The organism is Sphingopyxis sp. (genome assembly GCF_016463645.1).
Taxonomy (GTDB): domain Bacteria; phylum Pseudomonadota; class Alphaproteobacteria; order Sphingomonadales; family Sphingomonadaceae; genus Sphingopyxis.
The window spans coordinates 19,540-42,793 of record NZ_JAEMQX010000002.1 but is presented as its reverse complement, the minus strand read 5'-3'; the positions used below and the strand labels follow the sequence as shown (position 1 = coordinate 42,793).

Below are 23,254 nucleotides of genomic sequence, written 5' to 3'. Positions count from 1 at the left end.
AATGACCCAGATTCCGGGAATGACAGGCGTGCCCGCCGACGGGGACGCCCCCCTCGACACGCGCCCGGCGGGCCCCGTCCTGCTCGACCGCAAGACGCGTGCGCGCGCTGCGGTCGCGGGCTCTGCGGGCAATCTCATCGAGTGGTACGACTTCTACGCCTATGCCTATACCGCGCTCTACTTCGCGTCGGCCTTTTTCCCCGAGGGCGACCGGACGGCGCAGCTTCTGAATGTCGCCGCCATCTATGCGGCGGGCTTCCTGATCCGGCCGCTCGGCGGCTGGTTCTTCGGACGCTATGCCGATCGCCACGGCCGCCGCGCGGCGATGATCGCCTCGGTGCTGCTGATGGGCGGCGGCTCGCTGCTGGTCGGCATCCTGCCGACCTATGCGACGATCGGCGCCGCGGCTCCGGCGCTGCTGCTTGTCGCGCGGCTCATGCAGGGCTTTTCTACCGGCGGCCAATATGGAGCTGCGGCGACCTATCTCAGCGAGATCGCCGAACCGGGGAAGCGCGGCTTCTATGCCTCCTTCCAGTTCGTCACGCTGATCGGCGGCCAGCTCTTTGCACTCCTGACGGTTTTCCTGTTGCAGAACGCGATGAGCGAGGAAGCGATCCGCGAATGGGGCTGGCGCATACCCTTCATGCTCGGCGCGGTGCTTGCGGGCATCTTCCTGCTGTTTCGCGACGTGATGCACGAGACCGCCGAACCCGCGGGCAAGGGCGAGGATGCGGGATCGCTGAAAGCGCTGTTCCGGCACCCGCGCGCGATGCTGACGGTGATGGCGCTGAGCGCCGCAGGCGCGGTGACGCTCTACACCTTCACCACCTATATGCAGAAATATCTGGTCAACACGGCGGGCATGGATGTCGCGAGCGCGAGCCGGGTGATGCTCGCCGTGACTTTCCTGTTCCTGCTGCTGCAACCGGCGCTCGGCATCCTGTCGGATCGCATCGGCCGCCGGACCAATCTCCTCATCTTCAGCGGCGGCATGACGCTCTTCGCCGTGCCGCTCCTCGGGGCGATCGGCAAGGTACAGACGATGTGGACCGCAGGGCTGCTCGTCTTCGCGGCGCTTGCGATCATGAGTTTCTACACCTCGGTCTCGGGCCTCTTCAAAGCCGAGCTGTTCCCGGCGAGCGTGCGTGCGCTCGGCGTCGGTCTCGGTCATGCGATCGCCTCGGCGATCTTTGGCGGGACCGCCGAATATATGGCGCTGCTCGCGAAGCAGATGGGACATGAAGGGGCGTTCGCCTGGTATGTTTCGGCGGTCTGCGCGGTCGCTTTCATCGTCGCCCTGCGCATGCGCGAGCCGCGCGCCCATGGTCATCTTCATTGAGCAACTGGAACGGAGCATTTTTCCGATGAAAGCAATATCTCTCCTCGCCGCCGCAGCCCTCCTCGCGGCTGTTCCGGCCCAGGCGCAGCAGGAGGCGCCTCCGCTTCCCTACACGCAGACCGGCAGCGTCACGCTGCCGAGTTCCGATACCGGCTGGGACTATGTGAAGTTCGAGCCCGGAAGCGCGCGGCTCTTCATGGGGCGGCTGAAGGACGGGCTCACCGTCTATGACGTCGACCGGGGACAGGCGATCAAGACGATGGAAAATTCTGCCGGTGCCAACGGTCCGGCGCTGCTGCCGGAATATAATCGCGGCTATGTCGCGATGGACGACGGCTCGCTGCTGAGCTTCGACCTCAAGACGCTGAAGCTCATCGCGCGGACGAAGCTGGCCAGCGACGGCGGGCTGAACAGCGGTTCGCTCGATCCCGCGACCGGACGTTTCCATGTGATTACCGGCACGCGACCGAAGGAGGCGACCTGGTTCAGCATCGATGCCGCAACGGGCAAGTTGCTCGCGACGACACGTTTCCCCTTTCGCAAGATGGACGACCCCGCCGCCGACGGGAAGGGCCATCTCTATGCGCCCGCGCGTCTCGACGGGATCGTGCTCAAGCTCGATTCAAGCACGCTCAAGGAACAAGCGCGCTGGGATGTCGGCTGTAACGTGTCGAAGATGAAATATCTGGTCGCGACGGATCGCCTGCTAGGTGCATGCACCGGCGACAAGCCGTCGGTATTCCTGATGGATCCCGCGAGCGGCCGCATCCTTTCGCGCGTTCCGATCGGCAAGGGGATCGACGCACTCGCTTATGACGAGGAGCGCGAGCGGATCGTCAGCAGCAATTATGAGGGTTCGATGACCGTCGTCGCGCGCGAGGGTGCGGACACGCTCCGGCTGGTCGGAACGATCCGCACCGCCTTCGGCGCGCGCATGATGGACATGGATCACCGGACCGGCCGGCTTTATCTCGTGAACGCGGCATCGACCGACTTTCCGGGCAAGGATGGCGAAGAGGAGGTGACGCGCTATCACCCCGACAGCTTCCGGGTGGAGACGTGGCAGCCCAATTGAGGGACGGTAACAAGGGGGTAGGGTTATGAAGCGGGCGGTCTGGGCTGCACTGGGGCTGGTTTCGGGACTCGCGCTTGCGATCCCGGCGATCGCAGCGGACGAGGGCGGGGGACTGCCGCTCGCGCCCGCGCGCACGCTCGACTATGAGGTGTCGAGCGGCACCTTCATGTCGCTCGCCGTCTCGCCCGACGGCAAGACCATCCTCTTCGACATGCTCGGCGAAATCTACGCCATGCCAGCGAAGGGCGGCCGCGCGGTTCCGATCGCAACCGGCATGGCATTCGAGGTCCAGCCGACCTTCTCGCCCGACGGCAAGTGGATCGCCTATGTCAGCGACCGCTCGGGCGGGGACAATGTCTGGATCGCGCGCACTGACGGCAGCGGCGCGCGGCGGATCAGCGACGAGGATGACGGCGCGGTGCGCACCTCGCCCGAATGGAGCGCCGATGGCAAGTCGGTCTATGTCAGCCGCTATCGCATCCGCATCGACCGCTACGAGCTGTGGCGGCATCCGGTCGATGGCCGACCGGGCGAACTGGTGGCGCCCGCTAAGCTCAAGGAGGATGCGCCGCGCGCGGCGTGGCAAAGCACATTGGGCGCCTCGGCCTCGCGCGACGGCAAATATCTCTATTATGCGCGGCGGACCGGCGATCTCTCGTTCGATGAGCCGATCCCCTGGACGATCGTGCGCCGCGATCTGGCGAGCGGCGCAGAAAAGACGGTCGTCGGAAGCTCGGGCGGACGCGAGGCGGGCGGCGAGACCTTCTTCCGCCCGGCCATCTCGCCCGACGGCAAGCTGCTCGCCTATGCGACGCGGAACATGGCGAGGACAAGCCTCCGCGTGCGCGAGCTTGAGACGGGGATCGACCGCGACCTCGGTCCCGCGCCGCTCGACATGATGAACGGCGCGGCGTGGCTCGATCTCATCCCGCGCTATGCGTTCACGCCCGACAGCAAGGCGATCCTGATCGCCTATGAAGGCAAGATCGAACGCCGGCCCGTCGATGGCGCCGCGCCCCAGCGCATTCCCTTCACGGCGAGGCTCAATCTCGCCGTCGGGCCCAGCACGCGGATCGGCTTTCGCGAGGAGACCGGTCCTGTGCGCGCGAAGCTGCCGCAAGGCACGACGCCGTCACCCGATGGCGCGCGGGTCGCTTATGCGGCGCTCGGCAGCCTTTATGTGCAGCCGCTCGCCGGTGGCGCATCGCTTCGCCTTCCGGTGACGGGCGATCCACCCTCGCTCCCGGCCTGGAGCCCCGACGGCAGGCACCTTGCCTATGTGACCTGGAGCGAAACGGCCGGCGGGACGATCTGGACGATCGCGGCCGACGGGTCGGGAGTGGCCAGGAAGATCAGCGACCTGCCCGCCTTTTACACCCACCCGAGCTTCACGCCCGACGGCAAGTCAATCCTCGCGGTGCGCTCTCCCGCTGCCGCGCGCCAGCATTCGAGTTTCGAGTTCGGCACCGTGCGCCCGGCCGAACTGGTTTCATTCCCTTCGGCGGGCGGTGCGGCGCGGATCGTCGCCGCGGGCCGGCTCGGCGGCCGTGCGCATTTCGTGCGTGGCGATAGTTCCGCCGCTTATCTTCTCGGCGAGGATGGGCTGATATCGGTCGATCTCGCGAGCGGTGCGCAGCGTCCGGTCGCGACGGTAAAGGCGCAGGGCTATTATTTCACCGACCAGCTTGCCGATGCCGACGACATCCGGATCAGCCCCGACGGCAAATGGATCGCCGCGCAGACCAGCGAGCAGCTCTATGTCGCGCCGTTGCCTCAGGGCGAGATACGCGAGATCGATCTGACCGCGCCCCGGAGCGCGGGGCGCAAGGTCACCGATCTCGGCGCCGATTTCTTCGAATGGCGTGCCGACGGAAGCCTCCTCTGGTCGGTCGGCAATTATGCGCAAATCCTGCCCGACCCGGGCGCGGCGCCGCCGAAGGAGCGGATCGAACTCGCCGCCGAGCTTCCGCGTGCGCGGCCCGAGGGGAGCCTTCTGCTGCGCGGCGCGCGCGCGCTCACCATGGCGGGCGGTGACAGGATCATCGAGAACGCCGATATCCTCGTCACCGGCGACCGGATCGCCGCGATCGGGGCGCGCGGCAGCATCGCAGTCCCCCCGGGAACGCCCGTGCGCGAACTCGGCGGCAAGACGGTGTCACCGGGCTTCATCGACGACCATGACCATATCGGCGGCATCCGGCGCAACGTCATCGGCTATGACGAATGGGGATTTCGAACGCGGCTCGCCTTCGGCGTCACCACCGCCTTCGACCCCTCGACGCTGGGGATCGACCAGGTCGCCTATCAGGACCTGATCGACGCGGGACTGATCGTCGCCCCGCGCCTCCGCTCGACGGGCCCGGCGCTTTTCTCGAAGGAGCGCTTCACCTCGCTCAACGATGTGCGCAACGTGCTGCGGCGTTACCGCGATGCCTGGGGCCTCCGGAATATCAAGCAATATCGCGGCGAAAGCCGGACCGTGCGGCAATGGATCGCCATCGCCTCGCGCGAACTCGGCCTGTTGCCGACGACCGAGGGCAGCCACAATCCGAAACTCATCCTGACCCAGCTCATCGACGGCTATGCGGGCAACGAGCATGCGCTGCCGATCGCGCCACTCCAGGAAGATGTGCTCAAACTCTACGAGCGGATGCGCGCGAGCTATGTCGCGACGTTGCTGGTCAACACGAGCGGACCCTCGGGCCGTCACTATTATGTCGCCAGGCATGATCCGGCGCTCGATCCCAAGGTCCGGCATTTCTGGTCGCCGACCGCGATCGCGCACCGGCTCGGTCATCGCGAATGGGGTTCGCTCGACGCTTCGCGCATGCCGGCGCTCGCGGCGGATGCGGCGCGGCTCGCCGAAGCGGGCGCGCTTGTCGGAATGGGCTCGCATGGCGACGAGCCGGGCATCGGCTTCCATTATGAAATGGAAGCGCACACGCTCGGCGGCATGAAGCCGATGGCCGTCCTGCACGCGGCGACCGCGGGGGCGGCCGAGACGATCGGACGGCTCGCCGACATGGGCACGCTCGAGGCCGGAAAATATGCGGATATCCTCATATTCGGCGCCGATCCGCTGACGGACATTACCAACACGCGCAGCCTCGAGCTGGTGATGCGCGGCGGACAATTGTTCGATGCCGACACGCTCGACGAACTCTGGCCGCATCCGCGCAAGCTGCCGCCGAGCTGGTTCGAAGACGACAGGAAGGAAAGCCGGTGGCTGCCCGTCGAAGGGGGGAAGTGAAACGATGATCGATCCGGAAATCCAGGCCTTTCTTGACGAGATGAAGCGGCGATGGGCCGAGCATCCGCCGTTCGGCACGCTCGACTTCCCCAGCCAGCGCGCGGTGTGCGAAACAGTGCGCGCGCGCTGGGCCGAAGGCGGGCCGGCGATGGGGGAGACCGCCGAACATGTCTTCGATCCGGGAGCGGGAGAACTCCGCATCCGTGTCTACCGTCCGGAAGGCGTTGCAAGCCCGGCACCCGCGCTGGTTTACCTGCACGGAGGCGGGTTCACGCTCTTCTCGATCGACACGCATGACCGGCTGATGCGCGAATATGCCGAGGCTGGAGGCTTCGCCGTCATCGGCGTCGACTATCCGCTATCGCCCGAGCATAAATATCCCGAAGCCCTCGACCGTATCGAGGCGTTCATGCTGTGGCTCAGGGCGCATGGCGATGAACTGGGCGTCGATCCCGCGCGTCTCGCAATGGGTGGCGATTCAGCCGGAGCAAATCTCTGTTTCGCAACGTCGCTGAGATTGCGAGAAAAGGGCGCCATCGGCACGATCCGCGCGATTCTATCCAACTATGGATATTTCACGCCCGAGATATCGGACCGGGCCGAGGCCCGTTTCGGCGGGCCCGGTTCGATCATGGACCGCGCCGAGGCACAAAGCTATTATGTCAATTATCTCGCGAATTGGGACGCGGGACAACGAGATCCGCTGGCCTGCCCGGCGCATGCGAGTTTCGCCGAGTTCCCGCCGGTATTTCTCGTGATCCCCGAACATGACATTCTGAGCGAGCAATCATTGGACATGGAAACGCGGCTCGAGCGAGCTGGTGTCAAGGCGACAACCAAAATCTATCCGGGCGCGACCCACAGTTTCCTCGAGGCGATGTCTGTTGCACAGGTCGCCCGTAAGGCCATCCACGACGGCGCAGTTTTCATCCGCGCGCGGCTCGCCTGATCAGGCGGCGGCGACGCCCGCCTCGATCAGCGCATCGATTTCGCTGTCCGAATAGCCGCATTCGCGAAGAAGCGCGCGGCTGTCGGCGCCGAGCCCGCGCGGTGCGACGTCTGGGGTCCCGGTAATGCCTTCGAACAGCACCGGTTGGGGCAGGTTGCGCGCGATTCCGTCGGCATAGCCCGGCGCCACGTCGAAGAATCCGATCTCCGCAAGATGCGGGTCGTGGAGCAACGCCTGAAGGTCGGGCACCTGCGAGCAGGGAATGTCGCGCGCGCCAAGAGCGGCAAGCCATGCCTCGGTCGTTCGCTCCGGAAGGCGTTTGGCGACGAGCGCGTAAAGCTCGTCGATGTGAGCGGGCCGTTCGCGCGGATCGTCGAACCAAGGCTCGCGCGCGACATCCTCGCGTCCGACCTCGGCGAGGAAGGCGCGCCATTGCCGGTCGGTATAGGGAAGAACGGCAATCCAGCCATCCGCAGTGCGAAAGGGCCGCCGGTTGGGCGAAAGAATGCGCGGGTAGCCGACCGCGCCATCCTCGGCGAAGGTCGCGCCGGCGAGATGTTCGTTGAGCATGAAGGATGCGAGCGCCTCGAACATCGGCACCTCGATCTTGATCGCGCCTGCGCGGCCGCGTGCGCGCGCCACGAGCGCGGCGAGGATGGCATAGACCGCGTGCAGTGCCGCCACCTTGTCGGCGAGGATCGTGGGGACGAAGCGCGGATCGCCTCCGCCCGTCGCGCCGAGGCCCGCGATCCCGCTCGCCGCCTGGATGATGTCGTCGAAGGCCGGGCGATCGCGGTAACGCCCCGCCTGCCCGAAGCCGATCGCGGCGCAATGGATGATCGCCGGGTTGATCGCGGCGACCGCCTCGAAGCCGAGCCCGAGACGCTCGGCGGCATCTATCCGCATATTGTGGAACAGGACGTCCGAACTCGTGATCAGTTTCGCGAGCGCCGCGCGGCCCCCGGGGGCCTTGAGATCGAGCGCGAGCATTCGCTTGTTGCGGTTGTTATTGAGGAAGAGCGCGCCGCCGCCGGGTCCGGCCGGGTGGGCATGGCGTGCGATATCGCCTTCGAGCGGTTCGACCTTGATCACCTCGGCGCCGAGATCGGCGAGCATCTGGCCCGCATAGGGTCCCAGAACCACCGCTCCGATCTCGATGATCCGAATCCCCTCCAGCAATGGCAACATCATCATCTCCTTCAGAAATTTGTTTCCATATGGAGACCAATATGTCCACAGTAAGAACGGAAGACTCGATGGAAATTGCGTTTTCCGATGACCGGAGCGCTGGCCGAACGCTGCATTCGGACCCCATTTTTCGCGGCTATCTGCGGGTAATCGCGTTTCGAGAGAAAAAATCCACCCATCAAAGTTCGCTTTTACCCGAATCTGATCAACCAGAGTTTTGCAACCGATCTACATTCGTCCGGTCACAGAGAAATCGACCGAGGGATGGGTCTGGATCGGATAGGGAAGGGGGCGTTATGACAAGAGTTCGTCTACGCCGTGCGGGAATGGCGCGCGGATCGATCGGCGTATCGTTGCTGGCACTGGTGTTTGCATCGCCGGCGCAGGCGCAGGCGCAGACCGCGGATGCCGAGGATCGCTCGGACATCGTTGTCACCGGCACGACCGCGACCACGGCGACCAAGACCGATACCCCCATCCTGCGCGTTCCGCAGGCCATCGAAATCGTCACGACCGAGGAAATGCAGGATCGCGGCGCGCTGAATATTCGCGAAGCACTGAAATATACGTCCGGTGTCTCCAACGCGTCGGATGACTCACGCGGCGATTTCAACATTATCCGCGGTCATGAATCGGTCCTGTTCGTCGATGGCCTGAAGCGCAACTACGGCTTCGTTTTCATGCCGCGCGTCGACGTCAACACGCTGGAACGCGTCGAAGTACTCATCGGCCCGGCATCCGTGCTCTACGGCTCGGGGAGTGCCAGTGGCGTCACCAACATGCAGACGAAGCGGCCGCAGTTTGAATTCGGCGGCAGCGCGAGTGTCAGCTATGGTACATTCGATCGAAAGGAAGGCGTTTTCGATGTCACCGGGCCGCTGAGCGACACCGTTGCCGTGCGCTTCACTGGCGTGCTGCGCGACTCTGATTCGCGCATGGATTATACCCCCAACGATCGCCAACTGGCGCAAGCCTCGATTGCGTGGCGCCCTTCGGAGCGCACCGACATCACCGCGATCGGCATCTATCAGCACGACAAGAATCCGCCGAACTACAACATCGTACCGCTGGTCGCGTCGCTCTATGCGCGGCCCGGCGAGCGTATTCCCGACTCACGCTTCTTCGGCGAGCCGGGGATAAACAAGGGCGACAAAGAATATACCGCGCTAAGCCTGCTGGCGACCCATGAATTTTCGGATGCGCTCACGTTCCGCAGTTCCAACCGCTACACCTGGGCCAATACCGAGCAGGCGGAATATTATCTGGCGACCTATTTCGGCTCGGGCCCGCTCGACCCGTTCGTCCCCGCCGGCAGCACGCGCGTGCCGCGCAATCTGTACGCGATCGACGTCAAATATAATGTCTTCAACACCGACAACAGCCTCGCGTTCAAGTTCGATACCGGACCCGCTTCGCACCAGATTCTTGCCGGTATCGACTATTCCTACTTCAAGAACGCCTATCAGCAGGTCTTTGTCAGCGGCATCGACACGATCGACGTCTACAACCCGGTCTATGGCACCGGCGCCCCGCCCGTGCTGGGTGCGACCACGACCGAGGTGCTGAAACAGACCGGCTTTTATCTACAGGACCAAGTTGATTTCGGCGAAATCGCGTCGCTTGTCCTCGGTATCCGTCATGACCGCTATCGGCGGAACGAGACCGCCAAGCCGCGGGAATCCACGAACACGACGACCAAGCGCGCGGGCCTGACAATCAACGCCACGCCGACGCTCGCGCCCTATATCAGCTACGCGGAGTCCTTCCTTCCGATCGTTGGCCAGAACCAGCTTGGTCAGACCTATGTGCCCTTGTCCGGCAAACAGAAGGAAATCGGCGTCAAGTGGCAGCCGCTCCGGTCAACGATGCTGCGCGTGTCGCTCTATGATCTGAAGGAAAACAACGCGCTGCGGACCGATCCTGACAATCCGTTTCTTCAGACCCAGACCGGCTCCAAGAAATCGCGCGGTGTCGAGTTCCAGGCCAACCATAATGTCCAGGACGATCTCTCGCTGGTCGCGGCCTTCTCATATGGCACGGTCAGACTCACCGACCAGGATTATCAGGCGGAGGGCGTTCCGCAATATATGGCCAGCCTGTTCGGCACGAAGACGATCGCACTCACCGAGGACATCAGCATGCGTGTTGGTGGCGGCGTGCGCTATAATGGCGCAACGACGTCGCGCAGCGGCACCTTTATCGTCGAAGCACCCAGTTACACGCTGGTCGATGCGATGGCCGCCTTCGATTACAGGAACTGGACGCTGCAGCTGAATGCGGTGAACCTGTTCGACGAGCGATATTATCCGGGCTGCTCGGTCTTCGGCTCGTGCGCCAATGGCGAACCGCGCACAGTCCAGGGGACGCTGACCTACCGGTTCTGAACCGGGCAATAGTCTAAATCTCGGCGGCGGCGGTCGGGGCATCCTCGACCGCCGTTTTCGGGTGCGGATCGCACGAGAGGAAATACGGACGGTGAGCAGGCAAGGGTCAGACGAGCTTCTGGGTATGAACAGCCGTATCACGCGGCGCGATTTCGTGAATGGTGCGATCACCGCCGGAGGCGCGGCGCTGATGTCGGGGTGCGGCGGACCGGGCGGGGCGGCGGACGGTCCCTGGGCTCCGTCGGGATCTCCCTGGACGGGCTATGGCGGCGTCGGCGACTATGCCTGGTCGAACGGCAACACGCAGGCCGTCGTCGACGCCGCGCACGGCATTCGCGATCGCCTTTATGCCGACCCTGCCGCGAAGCCGGTCGACGAGGATTTCGACCTGGTGATCGTCGGCGGGGGCTTTTCGGGTATGACGGCCGCCTATGAATTTTCGAAGCGCGCCGCAGCGGGCGCGACCTGCCTGCTACTCGACAATCATCCCGTTGTTGGCGGCGAGGCCAAGCAGAACGAGTTCGACGTCGATGGTCATCGCCTGATCGCGCCGCAAGGGTCGAACGGCGCCATCGTCCCGCACGCCAATTATGTCCGCGGCAGTTTCGGCGAGGGTACTTACGACATCTTCACCGACTATTACCGCGAGTTCGGCCTGCCGACCAAATATGAACTCGAGCCGCTGGGCGGTGGCGCCGAGAAATATGAGCTGACTGACTATCATTTCGGGCCGATGGCCCCGGCGTGGGAAAAGGCATATGCCACCGGCTATCATTTTCCGGGGAAGGGCTGGGTCGCCAATCCGACCAAGGACGGGTTCGCGAACACACCTTGGTCCGAAGGTGCGCAAAAGCAGCTCGACGATTTTGTCGCTGACCGCCGCGATGTGCTGACGGGCGTGCCCAATCCCGAGGCGTGGCTCGATACGATCACCTACTATGAACTGCTCGACAAGCTCGGATATGGCGCCGAGGTCCGCAGTTATGTCGATCCCGGCATTGCGGTCGGCAATTACGGGATGTCCGGCAGCGCCATCTCGGGCTTTGCCGCGCACCGGCTTCGCCTCCCCGGCACCACGATCAAGGGCAAGGTGATTTCGTCGAGCGATATCGGCCTCGTCTCCTTTCCCGGCGGCAACACCGCCTTCATGCGCATCATGCTGCAGCGGATGGTCCCCGGCGCGATCCGGACCGAGGGCAAGGACAGCCTCGCGCCGGTCGGCGGAATGATCGACCCGGCGAAGCTGGACCGGCCGGGCAACAAGGTCCGCATCCGCTCGGGCTCGACCGCGATCGACGTGCGCCATCCGGGCGATCCTGCCAAGGCCGAGCATGCGATCGTCAGCTATGTTCGGGACGGCAAGGTGCGCCGCGCGAGAGCCAAAGCTGTGGTCATGGCGTCGGGCGGCTGGGTCAACCGCAATATCGTCGCGGACCTCCCGGCGGCGCACCGCGCCGCCTATGCCGAGTTTCACCACGGGCCGGTGATGATCGCCAATGTCGCGCTTCGCAACTGGCGCTTCTTCGACAAGCTCGGCTTCACCAATACGCGCTGGTTCGATGCGCTCGGCTGGCAGACCTCGATCCGCCGCAATGTCGTATTAGGGAAGGCCGAGCCCTTCACGCCGGACAGCCCGACGGTGCTGACCTTCTATATTCCCTTCCTGCATCCCGAGCTTCCCGGCGCCGCGCAGGGTCCGGCGGCGCGGGCGCGGCTCTTCGCGACGAGCTATGCCGATTTCGAGCGGCAACTGCGCGAGCAGTTGACCGCGGGTTTTGCCGCCGCCGGCTTCGATGCAAAGCGCGACATTGCCGGGATCATCCTCAATCGCTGGGGTCACGCCTATGTTGCGCCGCAGCCGGGGTTCTATTTTGGGCGCGATGGAGCCCCGCCGCCGTCCGACATCATCCGCCAGCCGCACGGCCGCATCGTCTTCGCCCATTCCGAGCTGCTCGGCGAGATGGCGATGGCGCATGCGATGCACGAGGCTCACCGCGCGGCGGGCCAGATCATGACGATGCTTTGAGGATCAGGTTTCGGCCCACATCCGCCAGAGGTCGCTCGTGTTGCGCGTGAGCGTGTCGAAGGCCGCGCTCTTGCCGCTCTCGGCGAACATGGTGGCGCGCAGATTTTCGAGTTCGAACAGGATGCGGCGCTTGTCGGCTTCGCGCACGAGGCTCTGAATCCAGCCGACCGCGACGTCGCGCCGGCCCGAGGCGACTTTCACGACCTGATGGACCGAATTGGCGGGGTAGAGGATCGCGGCCCCGGCGGGCAGCTTGAACGATCGCGTGCCGGCGGGTTCGTCGATCTCAAGTTCGCCGCCCTCATAGCTGTCCGGGTCGGACAGGAAGAGGGTATAGGCAAGGTCGATCCGCGTCTGCGGACTTTCGCCCATCAGCGCATTGTCGACATGCGGGCCGTAGCCCATGCCTTCGGTGTAGCGGCTGAAGAGGATCGGGCGCATCGTGCGCGGCATCGCAGCGGCCGCGAAGAAGCGATTGGCAGCGAGCGCCTGCGTGACCACGGCCTGCATTGCCGAATAGTCCCTGGAATCACCGGCGACCTGCCGGTTCTCCTTGACCCCGGCGGCAGCCCAGCCCGCGGTCTCGCGCCCGTCGATGAAACGCTGCCTGTCCATCATGGCGACCAGCTTCTGAAGCTGGTCGCCGTTCAGGATATCGGGAATGCAAATCAGCAAACGGCCGGTCCCTACATATCGGGCGCCGCACCCTTTTTGAGCGCATGCGCCTTGCCCGAGACGGTCCCGTCGGGCTTCACCATGGCGACGCTATCCATCACAAAGAACATTGTATAGCAGCCAGTGATCTGGGACTTGCCGGCCCAGGCGACATCGACGCACAGCTTGTTGTCCTCGGCCTTCCAGTTTCCCGTGACCGGTTCCTTCACCTGTGCGCTGCAGACGCCTTCATAGAGGAGAAGGCCGTCACCGGGGATCTCGGTCTTCGGGCATTTCTTGAGATCGGTCGGATCGTAGCGGATGTTGTAGCCGCCGACCCGGCCATCGGCGCCATATTGGTGCGCATAATGATAGGGAATGGCGAGGGTGTTTCCGCTGAGCGATTTCCGGATCTGCTCGGTCGTAAGCGCCGGGAAAGAGAGGGTCGGCCAGACGCGGTGCGAACCGATGCCATTCTCGCCGCCTTCGCCGGCAAGCATGAGCGAAAGCGCCTTGTCGAAGCCCGTCGGATAGACGAAGTCGCTCGGCACCGGCGAGGTCGGGGCGTTAGGGTCGGCCATCGCTCCGGCGGGTACCGCCATCGTCGTCGCGGCCGCGGCGCCTGCCGCCACCGTCCAGAGTTTCATCGTGAATTTCTGCATGTTTCGAAACCTCCCTGACTGAAACCGGCACCTATGCACCGAATCTTCCCGGGCCGAAGACAGCATAAAGCGGCCGCAGGGTCAGCAGGGTCTTTGGGTAAGTGGCGATGCGCAAAGGGTAAGACGGGTCCTTTGCGGCTAGCTCGTGCTGCGCCTCGCTCGTCCGCGCGGCTTTTTGCGCCACCACAGGAGCAAGCCGAGAATGATCATGACCACAAGCCAGACCCCGATCGCCAGCGCCAGAATCCGGCCTGCCAGCCCGATGCCCTCGCCCGTATGAAGCGGATAGAGAGAACCGACGAAGGCCGACGCCGCGTCGGCGTCGGTCGCGGGCCAGGCGCCCCGGATATCGCCGTTATTCGCATTCACGACGACAAGGCTGCCGCCATAGCCGCCGCGATAGAGTTCGCCGGGCGCGCGCAGCCAGACGTAATAGCTTGCATCCTCGCGCGAGGGCAGTGTCGTCCCGACGAACCGGCTTCCGGGGATTGCCGCGACGGCTGCGCGCGCGGCGGCGGCGAAGCCGACGGGCCTGCCCGCCGCGGGGTTGGCTGGCAGGCTGACCTCCGCGGCGCCGACGGCAGTGCGCAGCTGCTCCTCGAAAAGCATCAGGGCGCCGGTTCCGGCGATGACGATCGCGGGGAGCGCCGCCCAAAGGCCGATCGCCCGGTGCCAGGAATAGAGTCCCGCGCGCGAGGCCGTCCGGCCGCGCGGTACGACGGCGCCACGCCAGCCACCGCGTCGCGGCCACGCCGCGACGAGACCGAAGACGAGGTTGGTGACGAGAAGAAGGCCCGCGGCGGCGAGAATCCAGTGTCCGGTCGGCCCGGCAACCAGCGTGAGATGTATCTCGCGAGTTAGGGCGAGGAAGCTGTAGTCGTCGGCCTTCCGGTCGCGCAGGATCGTGCCCGCCCCGTCGATATAGGCCTTGCGATCGCCGCCGTCGGCGGCGGCGAAGAAGATGATGTAGCGATCGCGAAGTCCGGCGGTCGTCCATATCCAGTGGACCTTGGCGTCGCCGCCCGCCGCAGCGATATCGTCAATCCGGCGCTCGATCGACGCGAGGTTCGTCGGCGTATGGCGCGTCGTCAGCAGCGCGTCCTCGGCCTCGAAATGGAAGGCAAGCAGGATCCCGGTCAACGCCTGCACGAGCCAGATCGCCGCGGCCCCGAGGCCGAGCCAGCGGTGCAGCCCGACGATTGTCCGGCTTCCGGTACGAGGTGCCGTTCTGTTTGTGGTCATGTCATTCATCCTGTCCCGGACCTTCATAATGCGGCACCGAGACGGTGAAGCGCCGTCCGCTGCTCCTCTTCATCCATGCTTGCGAAGCCGATGCGCAGACCGTTTGGCGCGCTGTCCCGCTGACGGTAGCTTTCCGACGATGCGATGCGCAGCCCAGCCCCGGCAACTCGGCGTTCGATCACCCCGATATCGCTCCGGAAGCGGAGCCAGAAGGCGAGGCCCCCCTCCGGAAGGCGATACTCGACACGGTCGCCGAGAAGATCATCGATATTATTGGCAAAGGCGGTGCGCCGTTCCGCATAGACCTGCCGCGTGTTTCGCACATGGCGCTGCAGATCCCCTTTCGCGATCAGATGGGCGACCGCTTCCTCCTCGAGCGCATTGCCCATGCCGTCGGTGATCGAGACATGATGGGCTAGGGCGTCGATCACCGGGCGCGGGGCGACCGCAAATCCCAACCGCAGCGTCGGAAGCAGCAGCTTCGACATCGATCCGACATAGATGGTCTCGGCGGGCGCGTAGGATGCGATCGGCAGGTGTGGCTGCGATTCGAAATGAAACTCGTGGTCGTAATCGTCCTCGATGATCGCGAAGCCGTGCAGGCGCGCGAGCTCGACGAGGCGGAGGCGTCGTTCGGGGCGCATGACGACCGTGGTCGGAAACTGGTGATGCGGCGTAACGAACACCGCGCGCACCCGTCGCAGCCGGCAGGCCGCTGCGACGTCGTCGATATCGATCCCGCCATCGTCGAGCGACACCGGCAGCACCTCGGCACCGAGTGCGCGCATGGCGGCGACCGCCGGCTCATAGGTGAGTTCCTCGACGAGCACCGTATCGCCGGGTCGAAGCAGGAGTTGGCAGGAGAGATGGATGGCATTCTGGCTTCCGCGGGTGATGCAGACATTGTCCTTGCCGATATCCATGCCGCGTCCCGAGCGCAGCATGTCGGCGATCGCGATGCGCAGCGCTTCGGCACCCCTCGGGTCCCGATACCGAAAGCCGTTCTCGCGCGCGAGCCGGTGCGCCGCCGAACGGTAGCTGCGCACGAGGAGGTTGTAGCGAAACAGGCGGCCATCGGGCGTTCCCTCGTCGAGGCGGATGCCGGGGCATTCGGGCAGGGCAAGCGCGCGGTCCGGCAGCGCGGCAAAGCCGTAGGACACGTCGCCGGGCTGAGCGATCGCGCCCGGCAGGGTCCGGCCGGAATCGGGGAGGTCGGATGCGACCGACGTTCCGCGTGTGCTGTGGCTCGTCAGCCATCCTTGGGCGATCAGGTCGCGATAGGCGAGAACGACCGTCTTACGGTTGAGTTCAAGCGTCCGGGCGAGATCGCGGCTACTCGGAAGATAGGTGCCCGACGCGAGCGCGCCGCGCTCGATATCATGGATGATGGCGCTGATGATCCGGAGCTGAATCGAATCGCGGCGATCACGATCGAGTCGGTCGCCGAGGTCGATGGACCAATTCTGAAACATCGAACCTCCCGCCGCTTGCCTCCACGGGAAGATATATCCAACGGCAGCCTCCCGCCGGAAGCGGCGCAAAGGGTAATGGAGCGGGAAAATGGGTGCGCGTCGCCGCGTCGCCGACATTGCGGGCGGCTTGCGACAATTCCGGTCATACTTACCCGTCTTCCGATATATTTACCCTCAATCGGGGTTCGCGCGGTGCGCCGCTTGATGTTGAATGGGGGCTTCCGGGGGGACACCGCTGCCGGGCGGTCGAGCCAGACGCGATCAGGGTCGGCATCCCACCGGCGGGTACGGTGCTATCGCTGCGGCCGTGACCGGATTTCCAGATTCGAACATGGCGTCGCATTCTCGGTTGTGCCGCCGATTTCCCGGGAGTGAACATGTCGAAGCTTGCCGCCACCGCCATCGCCGCTGCTCTGCTTCTCTCTGCAAGCGGTGCCGCTTACGCCGCAGACAAGGCAGGCGCGGATCTGATCCTGATCAACGCGCGCGTCTATACCGTCGAGAGCGGGCAGCCATGGGCCGAGGCCGTCGCGGTCAAGGATGGCAAGATCGCTGCGGTGGGCAGCAGCGCCGCCATTGGTAAATTGCGCGGCGCCGCGACGAAGACGGTCGATCTTAAAGGCAGGCTTGTGCTTCCGGCATTCGGTGACGCCCACGTTCATCCGCTGTTCGGCGCCCTGTCGCGTTCGCGCTGCCCGCTCCAGGACGGGAAGACGATCGCCGATTATCAGGCGCTGATCACGAAATGCGTCGCCGCCGCGCCCGGCGATGGCGCGGTCTATGGCATTGGCTGGAGCGACGCGCTGTTTCCGCCGAACGGCATCCCGCGCAAGGAATTGCTCGACCAGGTCACGATCGCGCGGCCGCTCATCTTCGAATCGACCGGCGGACATACCTACTGGCTGAATTCGAAAGCGCTCGAGGTCGCGAATATCACCCGTGCGACGAAGGACCCGGCGAACGGAACGATCGACCGCGATCCCGCGACGGGCGAGCCGGTCGGCAGCCTTCAGGAGGCAGCCATGGATCTTGTAAAGCATATGATCCCGCCGCCATCCGCGAGCGAAATCCAGAACTCGATCCTTTACGTCGCCGACCATTTCAACAGCCTCGGCATCGTGAGTTGGAACGACGCCGGCGTCGAATATGAGGATGACGGCGGCAGCGCGATGGTCGACGCCTACAAGGCCGTGCTCGACGCGGGAAAGCTCACGAGCCATGTCACCGTGTCGCTCAAATGGAAGAATGAGCAGGGGCTGGAGCAGTTCCCGGGGCTGCTGCGGGCGGCCGAGCGTGCCAACGGTCTCGGCATTCCGACGCACACGGTCAAATTCTATGTCGATGGCGTCATACCGCAAAAGACCGCCCTCATGATCGCTCCCTATGAAAACAGTGGCGACGAGCGCGGCACGCCGCAGATCGCTCCCGAGGTGCTGAAGCAGGCGGTAACCGCGGTGGACGGCAAGGGCATGCACGCCTTCCTGCACGCGATCGGCGACGGCGGCGTGCGGATCTCGCTCGACGCGGTCGAGGCGGCGCGCACGGTGAACGGCGCCAGGCCGACGCACCATATGATCACGCATATGAATGTCGTCGATCCCGCCGATCAGCCGCGCTTCGGCAAATTGTCGACCTTTGCGCAGTTCCAGCCGACATGGGCATCCTGGTACGATTATATGAACCTCACCGTCGCGGCGATCGGTCCAGAGCGATCAACCTATATCTATCCCGCCGGCAGCATCGTGCGCGCCGGCGGCAAGCTCGCCTACGGTGCCGACTGGCCGGTCGGCGGCGCCAATCCGCTGGAAGGGATCGAGGTGGCGATGACGCGGCGCACGGCGGGCGACCCGAATGCGAAGCCGCTGCTTCCCGCCGAGGGCATCGGCCTCGAGGAAGCGATCGCCAGTCACACGATCAACGTCGCCTATGTGAACGGCTTCGAGGACGTGACCGGCTCGATCAAGGTCGGCAAGAGCGCCGACCTGGTCGTGCTCGACAAGGATATCTTCAAGCTGCCGGTCCATGAGGTTTCGAAGGCCAAGGTGCTTGTCACCGTCTTCAAGGGCAGGCCCGTGTTCGGCAACTGGGAGGGTGCCGCCCGATAATCAGGGCCAGCGCATCACCGACCGCATCGTGACGGTAATCGAGCGATGCGGCACGGTGACATGCGTCTCGCCGTCGAGCAGGAGATATTCGCTGCGCAGCCCCTGGCCCGACAGCGGCGCGAGGCGCGCCGCGAGTGCCGCGCTGTCCTGCGCGATCGAGCCTTCGGTCTCATATTCGCCCGCGATCACCAACAGCCGCGTCCGGCGCGCGATGGCGCCGCCCTCCGCCGCGCGGACGCGCCATCGCGATTCTTCGGCGAGGATCGCCTGATCGTCCCACCATATCGAAGGGCTTGCCGCGATGATCGTGTCGAAGGCGCCCGGATGCGAAAAGAAGAGATGAAGCGCGAACAATCCACCGAGCGAATGGCCATATAATGCCTGTCGCCGAGGATGCACCCTGTAGCGCTTCGCGATCGAGGGCTTGAGTTCGTCGAGAAGAAAAGCCCGAAACGCATCGCGACCGCCCGAGGGATATTTCGCGTAGAGTTGCTTGAGTTCGGGCGCAGCGATCGGTGCAGTGAAATCTTCCATCCGGCGCGGATCATAAACCTGTTCGCCGGGATGACCGATGCCGACGACAATCATCTTGTCGAGATCGCGGCCGCCAAATCCCTGGATGCGCCGCGCCTCGGCGAAGCCGGCGAACATCGCATTGCCATCGAGTACATAGAGGACCGGATAGCCGGCTTCTGGCGGTGCGCCGACGGGGCGCGAGACGAAGATGCGATAGGTTCGGCCGGTCGCGGCGCGCATGTCCCAGATCTCGGTTTCGGGCATGGCGTAGGGCGTGGCAGCGGGAACCTCGCTCGCTGCCAACGGCAGTGGCAGTGCGAGAATGAGCCAGAGGCTCGCGGCGACGATTCTCACGCGCTTCGTCTCCGGCCGAGGCGCAGCACGGCGAGATAGGCGAAGGCCGCGAGCAATGTGGCGTCGAGCGCGGGTACCGTGGTCAGCGTCCAGCCGGCGCGCGTCGCGGGTAGCGTAACCGCGAGGCTCCCGAGCCAGACGCCGATCGCTTCCCAGCGCACCGGCACCATCGGGACGTCTTCCAGGCCGCGAAAGGTCATGAAGCCGTCGATCACATAGATGGCTGCGATCGGCGGGATGATCAGCCCGAGCGCGATCAGGAAAGGGATGAAGCCGTTGATGATCCCGAGAAGTGCGAAGAGGCAGCCGATGGCCCCGCCGACGATGATGATCACGCCCTGCTTGAGCCGGGGAAAGGTCGCTGCCATCGACAGGCCGGCCGAGTAGAGGTTGAGCGCGTTGATCGTCCACACCGATAGGACGAGCATCGCAAGCGCGGGGACGCCGAACCCCATCGCAACGACGAGCATCATGATGTCGGTCTGACCCGTCGCGAGCGCGATCAGCGCCGACACCAGCATGATCACGGGCGCGCAGAAGGGAAAGGACAGCAACATGGCCGACACCGCTCCTCTTTCGGTGCGGATGAATCGCGATAGGTCGGGCATGGCCGCGACCGTGAGCAGATTGCCACCGACGAGCGAGGAGAGAGCGATGCCGAAGCTCATCGGCGCCGGCGGCGCGGCCACGGGGCCGAGGTCGGGGGCGGGATTATCGCCGAGGGCGGAAACGCAGAGCGCGATCAGGATGACGCCGACGAAGGGCACGGCGATCATGGCGAGCCGGTCGAGCGTCTTGAAACCCCAGATGGTGGACAGGGTGATGATGACGCTGCCCACGACCACGAACAGGTTGAAATCCCCGGGGAAGCCATAACCCTGCCGCGCGGCGGCGACCATCGCGTCGCCGAAGAAGGACACATTCACGCCGAACCAGCAGAAATGTATGATGGCGATGACGATATTGACGAGCGCTGCACCCCAAAGCCCGAAGGATCGCTGCACGAGCGTGTAGGTGGTGAGGCGCGTCCGTACGCTGACTACCGCGGTGAGGCAGGCGCCCGCGCACAGGATGAACCCTGCGCAGAGCGCGGCAAGGACCGCCGAGTTCAGACCAAGCGCGAGGCCTGCCTGCGCATTGTTGAGGAAGCCGGGCAGCGAAAAGGTGAAGCTCGCGATGATCAGCGCGACCCGCCAGCCGGGGATGGTCAGTTCCTCGGGCAGCCGCCCGCTTGCATAATTGCCACCGGGCGCTGCGCTCATGCGGTCTCCGACAGGTTGAGTGTTTCGACGGGCGCAAAGTCGAACGCCATGCCGAAGGCGCGCGGCCCCACGAAGGAAAGCGCTTGGTCGTCGCGCAATATCGCGGGCGCGGCCGCGGCGATGACTTTCACGCGCTGGCCATATTTGAGCTTCTCGGTAGTGATGGTATCGGCGGTGTCGCGGTCCATGAGCGTGATGATATCGGGGACCATCGCGAGAATCTTGCCGTCGCGCTTCGCGACGAGATTCTCGTTCTGAAACTCGACTTCCATGCGCGACCCGTCGCCGAACCCCTCGATCGTCACGCGGCCGACCGAGAAGCCTTCGCATGTTTCGCGTTCAAGATCGACGATCTTGCCGTCGAAGAGGGTGAAGCAATGCGGATACAGGCCAGTGGCCTCGAGCGCCGCGCCAAGCGCTTCGAACGGATCTTCGCCGGCGGCGCGTGCCTCGCGTATTGCGCGGCCGACGGCAATGGCCGCGGTGATGCTCCCGGGCACCGCATGTTGCCGCGCCTCGGCGCCGCTCAGCGGATATTCGACCATATGTGCGATGCCGCCAAGCGAAACGGCGAGCGCGCGAGCTGCCCGCTCGTGCGCAAGATTGTCTTCGGTATTTATGACATTCAGCGAACCGTCGGCGGCTGTCAGCACTGACGGGCAGGCCGAGAGACCGCGAATATTGAAGATTGCCATCTGCGATTCGGGAAAGGCACGCCCCATGCCGTCGCAGTCAACGACGGGAATGCGGAGTTCGGCGGCGGCGATCAGCGGAGCCAGGCCATTGCCGCCGCCGATTTCGATGGGCAGAACGGCATCGATAGGTCGTCCCATGATCTCCTCGAGCCGGCGCAGTCCGGCAACGGCTTCGCTGCCATTGGGGAGCTTTTCGACCGATACGGTCGGCGCCCCGATCCACCCGCATGGCGCGAGCAGGGCATCGTCCGCGATTTCGGAAAGCGGGACAAGCTCGAAAGCACCCCGGCGAGCGAGCGCTGCTTCCGCAAGGAGCAGGCTGTAATAGGGATCGCCGCCGCCGCCCGATCCAAGAAATGCGGCGCCGCGCGCCAGATCCTGGAGTTCGCTTTCCCGCTCAATGCGCATGACGCGTCTCCGTGAACGCCGCATTGGCGAGGCTCGCGTCTTCGGCAAGGTCACCGACTGCCTTCATGCGGATTTGCGCCGAGCGGCCGGGAAGGTAGGAGAGGAAGACCTCGTCCATGTCGACGATCTCCACACTGTCTTTCGTCGCGCCGGCGGCGACGGCGCGCGCCAGAAGCATTTCGCGCATGCGCTCGAGTGCGAGCGGGCGCGGCTCGGCATCATAATCGACGATCCGCTCTGCCTGCGCGCCGACTTGGGCGATCGCAGCCCCCACGGCGTTCGCGACCGCGGCATGTTCGGGTCGCACCACCCTTGCCGCCCCCTTGATGTCGTCTTCGATCAGGAAGTGACCGCCACCCACCGCGATGATCGTTGCGTCGCCCGACGCGGTTTTCATGCGGTCGATACCGTCCGCGAGCATTGTCTGGATACGGGCGACAATCGCGTCGCGCAGCGATGGCGCGAGGTCGGGAAGTCTGGCGGCGTCGCCGAACGCGGCCTTGCCGGCGGCAACCGCGATATCGCTGGCGGTCAGCGTCGCACCGCCGAAGAGGTAACTGTCCTCGGTGATCTGGTACCCGACAGAGTCCGGCCCGATCACGAAATCATCATCTCCGGCACCAAGCCGGATGCGGGTGCCGCCGCCGAGACCGATCGCGAGGATGTCGGGCATGCGGAAATTGGTACGAACCCCGCCGATGTCGACCGCGATCGACGACTCGCGGGGAAATCCGTTCGCGAGGACACCGATGTCGCATGTCGTGCCGCCGACGTCCATGACGATGCCATTGTCCACCCCGGTGAGAAAGGCCGCGCCGCGCATGCTGTTGGTCGGACCGGAACCGATCGTCATCACCGGATAGCGTGCCGCTTCCGCAGCCGAAATCAGCGTTCCGTCATTCTGCGAAATATATAGCGGCGCTGAAATCCCGAGCGCTGCGAGCGCCTCTCCGAGCGATGACACTACCTGCACGGCGAGCGTCGCGAGAGCCGCGTTGATGATGGTGCCATTTTCCCGCTCGATCAGGCCAAGGCGTCCGACGCTGTGTGAAAGGCTCACGCGGGCGGCGGGGTGGGCGTCCGCGATGAGCATGGCGGCGCGCTCTTCCATCGCGGCGTTGACCGGCGCGAAGGCGCAGCTCACGGCGATGCTTGTGATCCCTTCGTCGCGGCAGGCCTGCGCGGCGGTGCGAAGTCCCGCCTCGTCCAGCGGCGAAATCTCGCGCCCGTCGACCTCATAGCCGCCGCGAAGGAGGAATGTCGCGCCCTCGATCTGCCGGGCGAGGGTCTCGGGCCAGCCGGTGAGCGGAGGGAGGGCCTCACCCGATGGGCTTGCGAGGCGAATGATCCCGACCCGGTCGAGGCGGCGGCGTTCGACCAGCGCATTGGTAAAATGGGTCGTGCCGATCATGACGGCGCCGATCGCCCTCGCAGCGATCCCGGCCTCGCCAAGAAGGTCGCTGATCGCCGCGGTGACGCCCGCGCTGACATCGGCGCTCGTCGGCCTCTTGGTCGACGCGACGACGTGTCGCCCGTCGATCAGGACCGCATCGGTGTTCGTACCCCCGACATCGACACCAATCCGCACCTCGGCATTCTCCCTCAACCTCGTGGCGCCGATTACACTGGGGGGCATGGGGCCGCGCAACGCGTAAAACGGGTGCAGGGGATCG

At 64.9% G+C, this 23,254-nt stretch carries 16 protein-coding genes; 7 read left to right on the top strand and 9 right to left on the bottom strand.

Annotation, left to right across the window (positions count from 1 at the left end; genetic code table 11):
- The first annotated feature begins 1 nt into the window (after position 1).
- Genes JHC57_RS01065 through JHC57_RS01050 form a run of 4 tightly spaced genes read left to right on the top strand, consistent with a single transcriptional unit; the run spans position 2 to position 6,613 of the window.
- On the top strand, positions 2 to 1,339 hold the full coding sequence (locus tag JHC57_RS01065; protein WP_294027908.1) for an MFS transporter: 1,338 nt from the start codon (positions 2 to 4) through the stop codon (positions 1,337 to 1,339).
- 25 nt (positions 1,340 to 1,364) lie between these two features.
- Complete coding sequence (locus JHC57_RS01060; RefSeq protein WP_294027906.1) at positions 1,365 to 2,414, top strand: hypothetical protein; 1,050 nt, start codon at positions 1,365 to 1,367, stop codon at positions 2,412 to 2,414.
- 25 nt (positions 2,415 to 2,439) lie between these two features.
- Positions 2,440 to 5,664: an amidohydrolase family protein gene (locus JHC57_RS01055; RefSeq protein WP_294027905.1), complete on the top strand. Its 3,225-nt coding sequence runs from the start codon at positions 2,440 to 2,442 to the stop codon at positions 5,662 to 5,664.
- A 4-nt stretch (positions 5,665 to 5,668) separates the two neighbouring features.
- Complete coding sequence (locus JHC57_RS01050; RefSeq protein WP_294027903.1) at positions 5,669 to 6,613, top strand: alpha/beta hydrolase fold domain-containing protein; 945 nt, start codon at positions 5,669 to 5,671, stop codon at positions 6,611 to 6,613.
- Here JHC57_RS01050 and JHC57_RS01045 read toward each other — a convergent pair whose 3' ends face one another.
- Positions 6,614 to 7,801 (bottom strand): CoA transferase, encoded by a 1,188-nt coding sequence (locus JHC57_RS01045; protein ID WP_294027901.1) that lies wholly within the window; start codon positions 7,799 to 7,801, stop codon positions 6,614 to 6,616. It abuts the gene before it with no gap.
- A 68-nt stretch (positions 7,802 to 7,869) separates the two neighbouring features.
- Here JHC57_RS01045 and JHC57_RS01040 point away from each other — a divergent pair, with 68 nt between their 5' ends.
- A complete protein-coding gene (locus JHC57_RS01040) occupies positions 7,870 to 10,185 on the top strand; it encodes a TonB-dependent siderophore receptor (RefSeq protein ID WP_294027900.1) in 2,316 nt (771 codons plus the stop codon).
- Positions 10,186 to 10,309: 124 nt separating this feature from the next.
- A complete protein-coding gene (locus tag JHC57_RS01035) occupies positions 10,310 to 12,211 on the top strand; it encodes an FAD/NAD(P)-binding protein (RefSeq protein ID WP_294027898.1) in 1,902 nt (633 codons plus the stop codon).
- Positions 12,212 to 12,214: 3 nt separating this feature from the next.
- Here JHC57_RS01035 and JHC57_RS01030 read toward each other — a convergent pair whose 3' ends face one another.
- The 4 genes from JHC57_RS01030 to JHC57_RS01015 all read right to left on the bottom strand — a co-directional run bounded on the left by JHC57_RS01030 (position 12,215) and on the right by JHC57_RS01015 (position 16,241).
- Positions 12,215 to 12,886 carry a Fe2+-dependent dioxygenase gene (locus tag JHC57_RS01030; RefSeq protein ID WP_294027896.1) on the bottom strand — a complete coding sequence of 224 codons (672 nt, stop codon included), beginning with the start codon at positions 12,884 to 12,886 and terminating at the stop codon, positions 12,215 to 12,217.
- Between the two features lie 11 nt (positions 12,887 to 12,897).
- On the bottom strand, positions 12,898 to 13,527 hold the full coding sequence (locus JHC57_RS01025; RefSeq protein ID WP_294027895.1) for a hypothetical protein: 630 nt from the start codon (positions 13,525 to 13,527) through the stop codon (positions 12,898 to 12,900).
- A 138-nt stretch (positions 13,528 to 13,665) separates the two neighbouring features.
- Entirely contained in the window at positions 13,666 to 14,769 is a 1,104-nt protein-coding gene (locus tag JHC57_RS01020; RefSeq protein ID WP_294027894.1) for a PepSY domain-containing protein, read from the bottom strand.
- Positions 14,770 to 14,792: 23 nt separating this feature from the next.
- On the bottom strand, positions 14,793 to 16,241 hold the full coding sequence (locus tag JHC57_RS01015) for a PLP-dependent aminotransferase family protein (protein WP_294027892.1): 1,449 nt from the start codon (positions 16,239 to 16,241) through the stop codon (positions 14,793 to 14,795).
- Positions 16,242 to 16,618: 377 nt separating this feature from the next.
- Here JHC57_RS01015 and JHC57_RS01010 point away from each other — a divergent pair, with 377 nt between their 5' ends.
- A complete protein-coding gene (locus JHC57_RS01010; protein ID WP_294027891.1) occupies positions 16,619 to 18,346 on the top strand; it encodes an amidohydrolase in 1,728 nt (575 codons plus the stop codon).
- Here the strand turns inward: JHC57_RS01010 and JHC57_RS01005 are convergent, their stop codons facing one another.
- From JHC57_RS01005 to JHC57_RS00990, 4 genes are read right to left on the bottom strand one after another with little or no spacing between them, the layout of a single operon-like run.
- The gene (locus JHC57_RS01005; RefSeq protein ID WP_294027889.1) at positions 18,347 to 19,216 is read right to left on the bottom strand and encodes an alpha/beta hydrolase-fold protein; all 870 of its coding nucleotides are present in this window, start codon (positions 19,214 to 19,216) and stop codon (positions 18,347 to 18,349) included.
- Complete coding sequence (locus tag JHC57_RS01000; protein WP_294027888.1) at positions 19,213 to 20,478, bottom strand: cytosine permease; 1,266 nt, start codon at positions 20,476 to 20,478, stop codon at positions 19,213 to 19,215. The genes JHC57_RS01005 and JHC57_RS01000 overlap by 4 nt, the downstream gene beginning before the upstream one ends.
- Positions 20,475 to 21,581: a DUF917 domain-containing protein gene (locus JHC57_RS00995; RefSeq protein ID WP_294027886.1), complete on the bottom strand. Its 1,107-nt coding sequence runs from the start codon at positions 21,579 to 21,581 to the stop codon at positions 20,475 to 20,477. The genes JHC57_RS01000 and JHC57_RS00995 overlap by 4 nt, the downstream gene beginning before the upstream one ends.
- Positions 21,571 to 23,169, bottom strand: a complete 1,599-nt coding sequence (locus JHC57_RS00990; RefSeq protein WP_294027884.1) for a hydantoinase/oxoprolinase family protein — start codon at positions 23,167 to 23,169, stop codon at positions 21,571 to 21,573. Before JHC57_RS00990 ends, JHC57_RS00995 begins: the two co-directional genes overlap by 11 nt.
- Positions 23,170 to 23,254 lie beyond the last annotated feature (85 nt).

Coding starts and splice junctions, on each gene's coding strand:
- JHC57_RS01050 (WP_294027903.1), top strand. CDS start 5,669: ATGATCGATCCGGAAATCCAGGCCTTTCTTGACGAGATGAAGCGGCGA.
- JHC57_RS01045 (WP_294027901.1), bottom strand. CDS start 7,801: ATGTTGCCATTGCTGGAGGGGATTCGGATCATCGAGATCGGAGCGGTG.
- JHC57_RS01015 (WP_294027892.1), bottom strand. CDS start 16,241: ATGTTTCAGAATTGGTCCATCGACCTCGGCGACCGACTCGATCGTGAT.
- JHC57_RS01020 (WP_294027894.1), bottom strand. CDS start 14,769: ATGACCACAAACAGAACGGCACCTCGTACCGGAAGCCGGACAATCGTC.
- JHC57_RS01055 (WP_294027905.1), top strand. CDS start 2,440: ATGAAGCGGGCGGTCTGGGCTGCACTGGGGCTGGTTTCGGGACTCGCG.
- JHC57_RS00995 (WP_294027886.1), bottom strand. CDS start 21,581: ATGCGCATTGAGCGGGAAAGCGAACTCCAGGATCTGGCGCGCGGCGCC.
- JHC57_RS01060 (WP_294027906.1), top strand. CDS start 1,365: ATGAAAGCAATATCTCTCCTCGCCGCCGCAGCCCTCCTCGCGGCTGTT.
- JHC57_RS01065 (WP_294027908.1), top strand. CDS start 2: ATGACCCAGATTCCGGGAATGACAGGCGTGCCCGCCGACGGGGACGCC.
- JHC57_RS01000 (WP_294027888.1), bottom strand. CDS start 20,478: ATGAGCGCAGCGCCCGGTGGCAATTATGCAAGCGGGCGGCTGCCCGAG.
- JHC57_RS01010 (WP_294027891.1), top strand. CDS start 16,619: ATGTCGAAGCTTGCCGCCACCGCCATCGCCGCTGCTCTGCTTCTCTCT.
- JHC57_RS01035 (WP_294027898.1), top strand. CDS start 10,310: ATGAACAGCCGTATCACGCGGCGCGATTTCGTGAATGGTGCGATCACC.
- JHC57_RS01025 (WP_294027895.1), bottom strand. CDS start 13,527: ATGCAGAAATTCACGATGAAACTCTGGACGGTGGCGGCAGGCGCCGCG.
- JHC57_RS01040 (WP_294027900.1), top strand. CDS start 7,870: ATGGAAATTGCGTTTTCCGATGACCGGAGCGCTGGCCGAACGCTGCAT.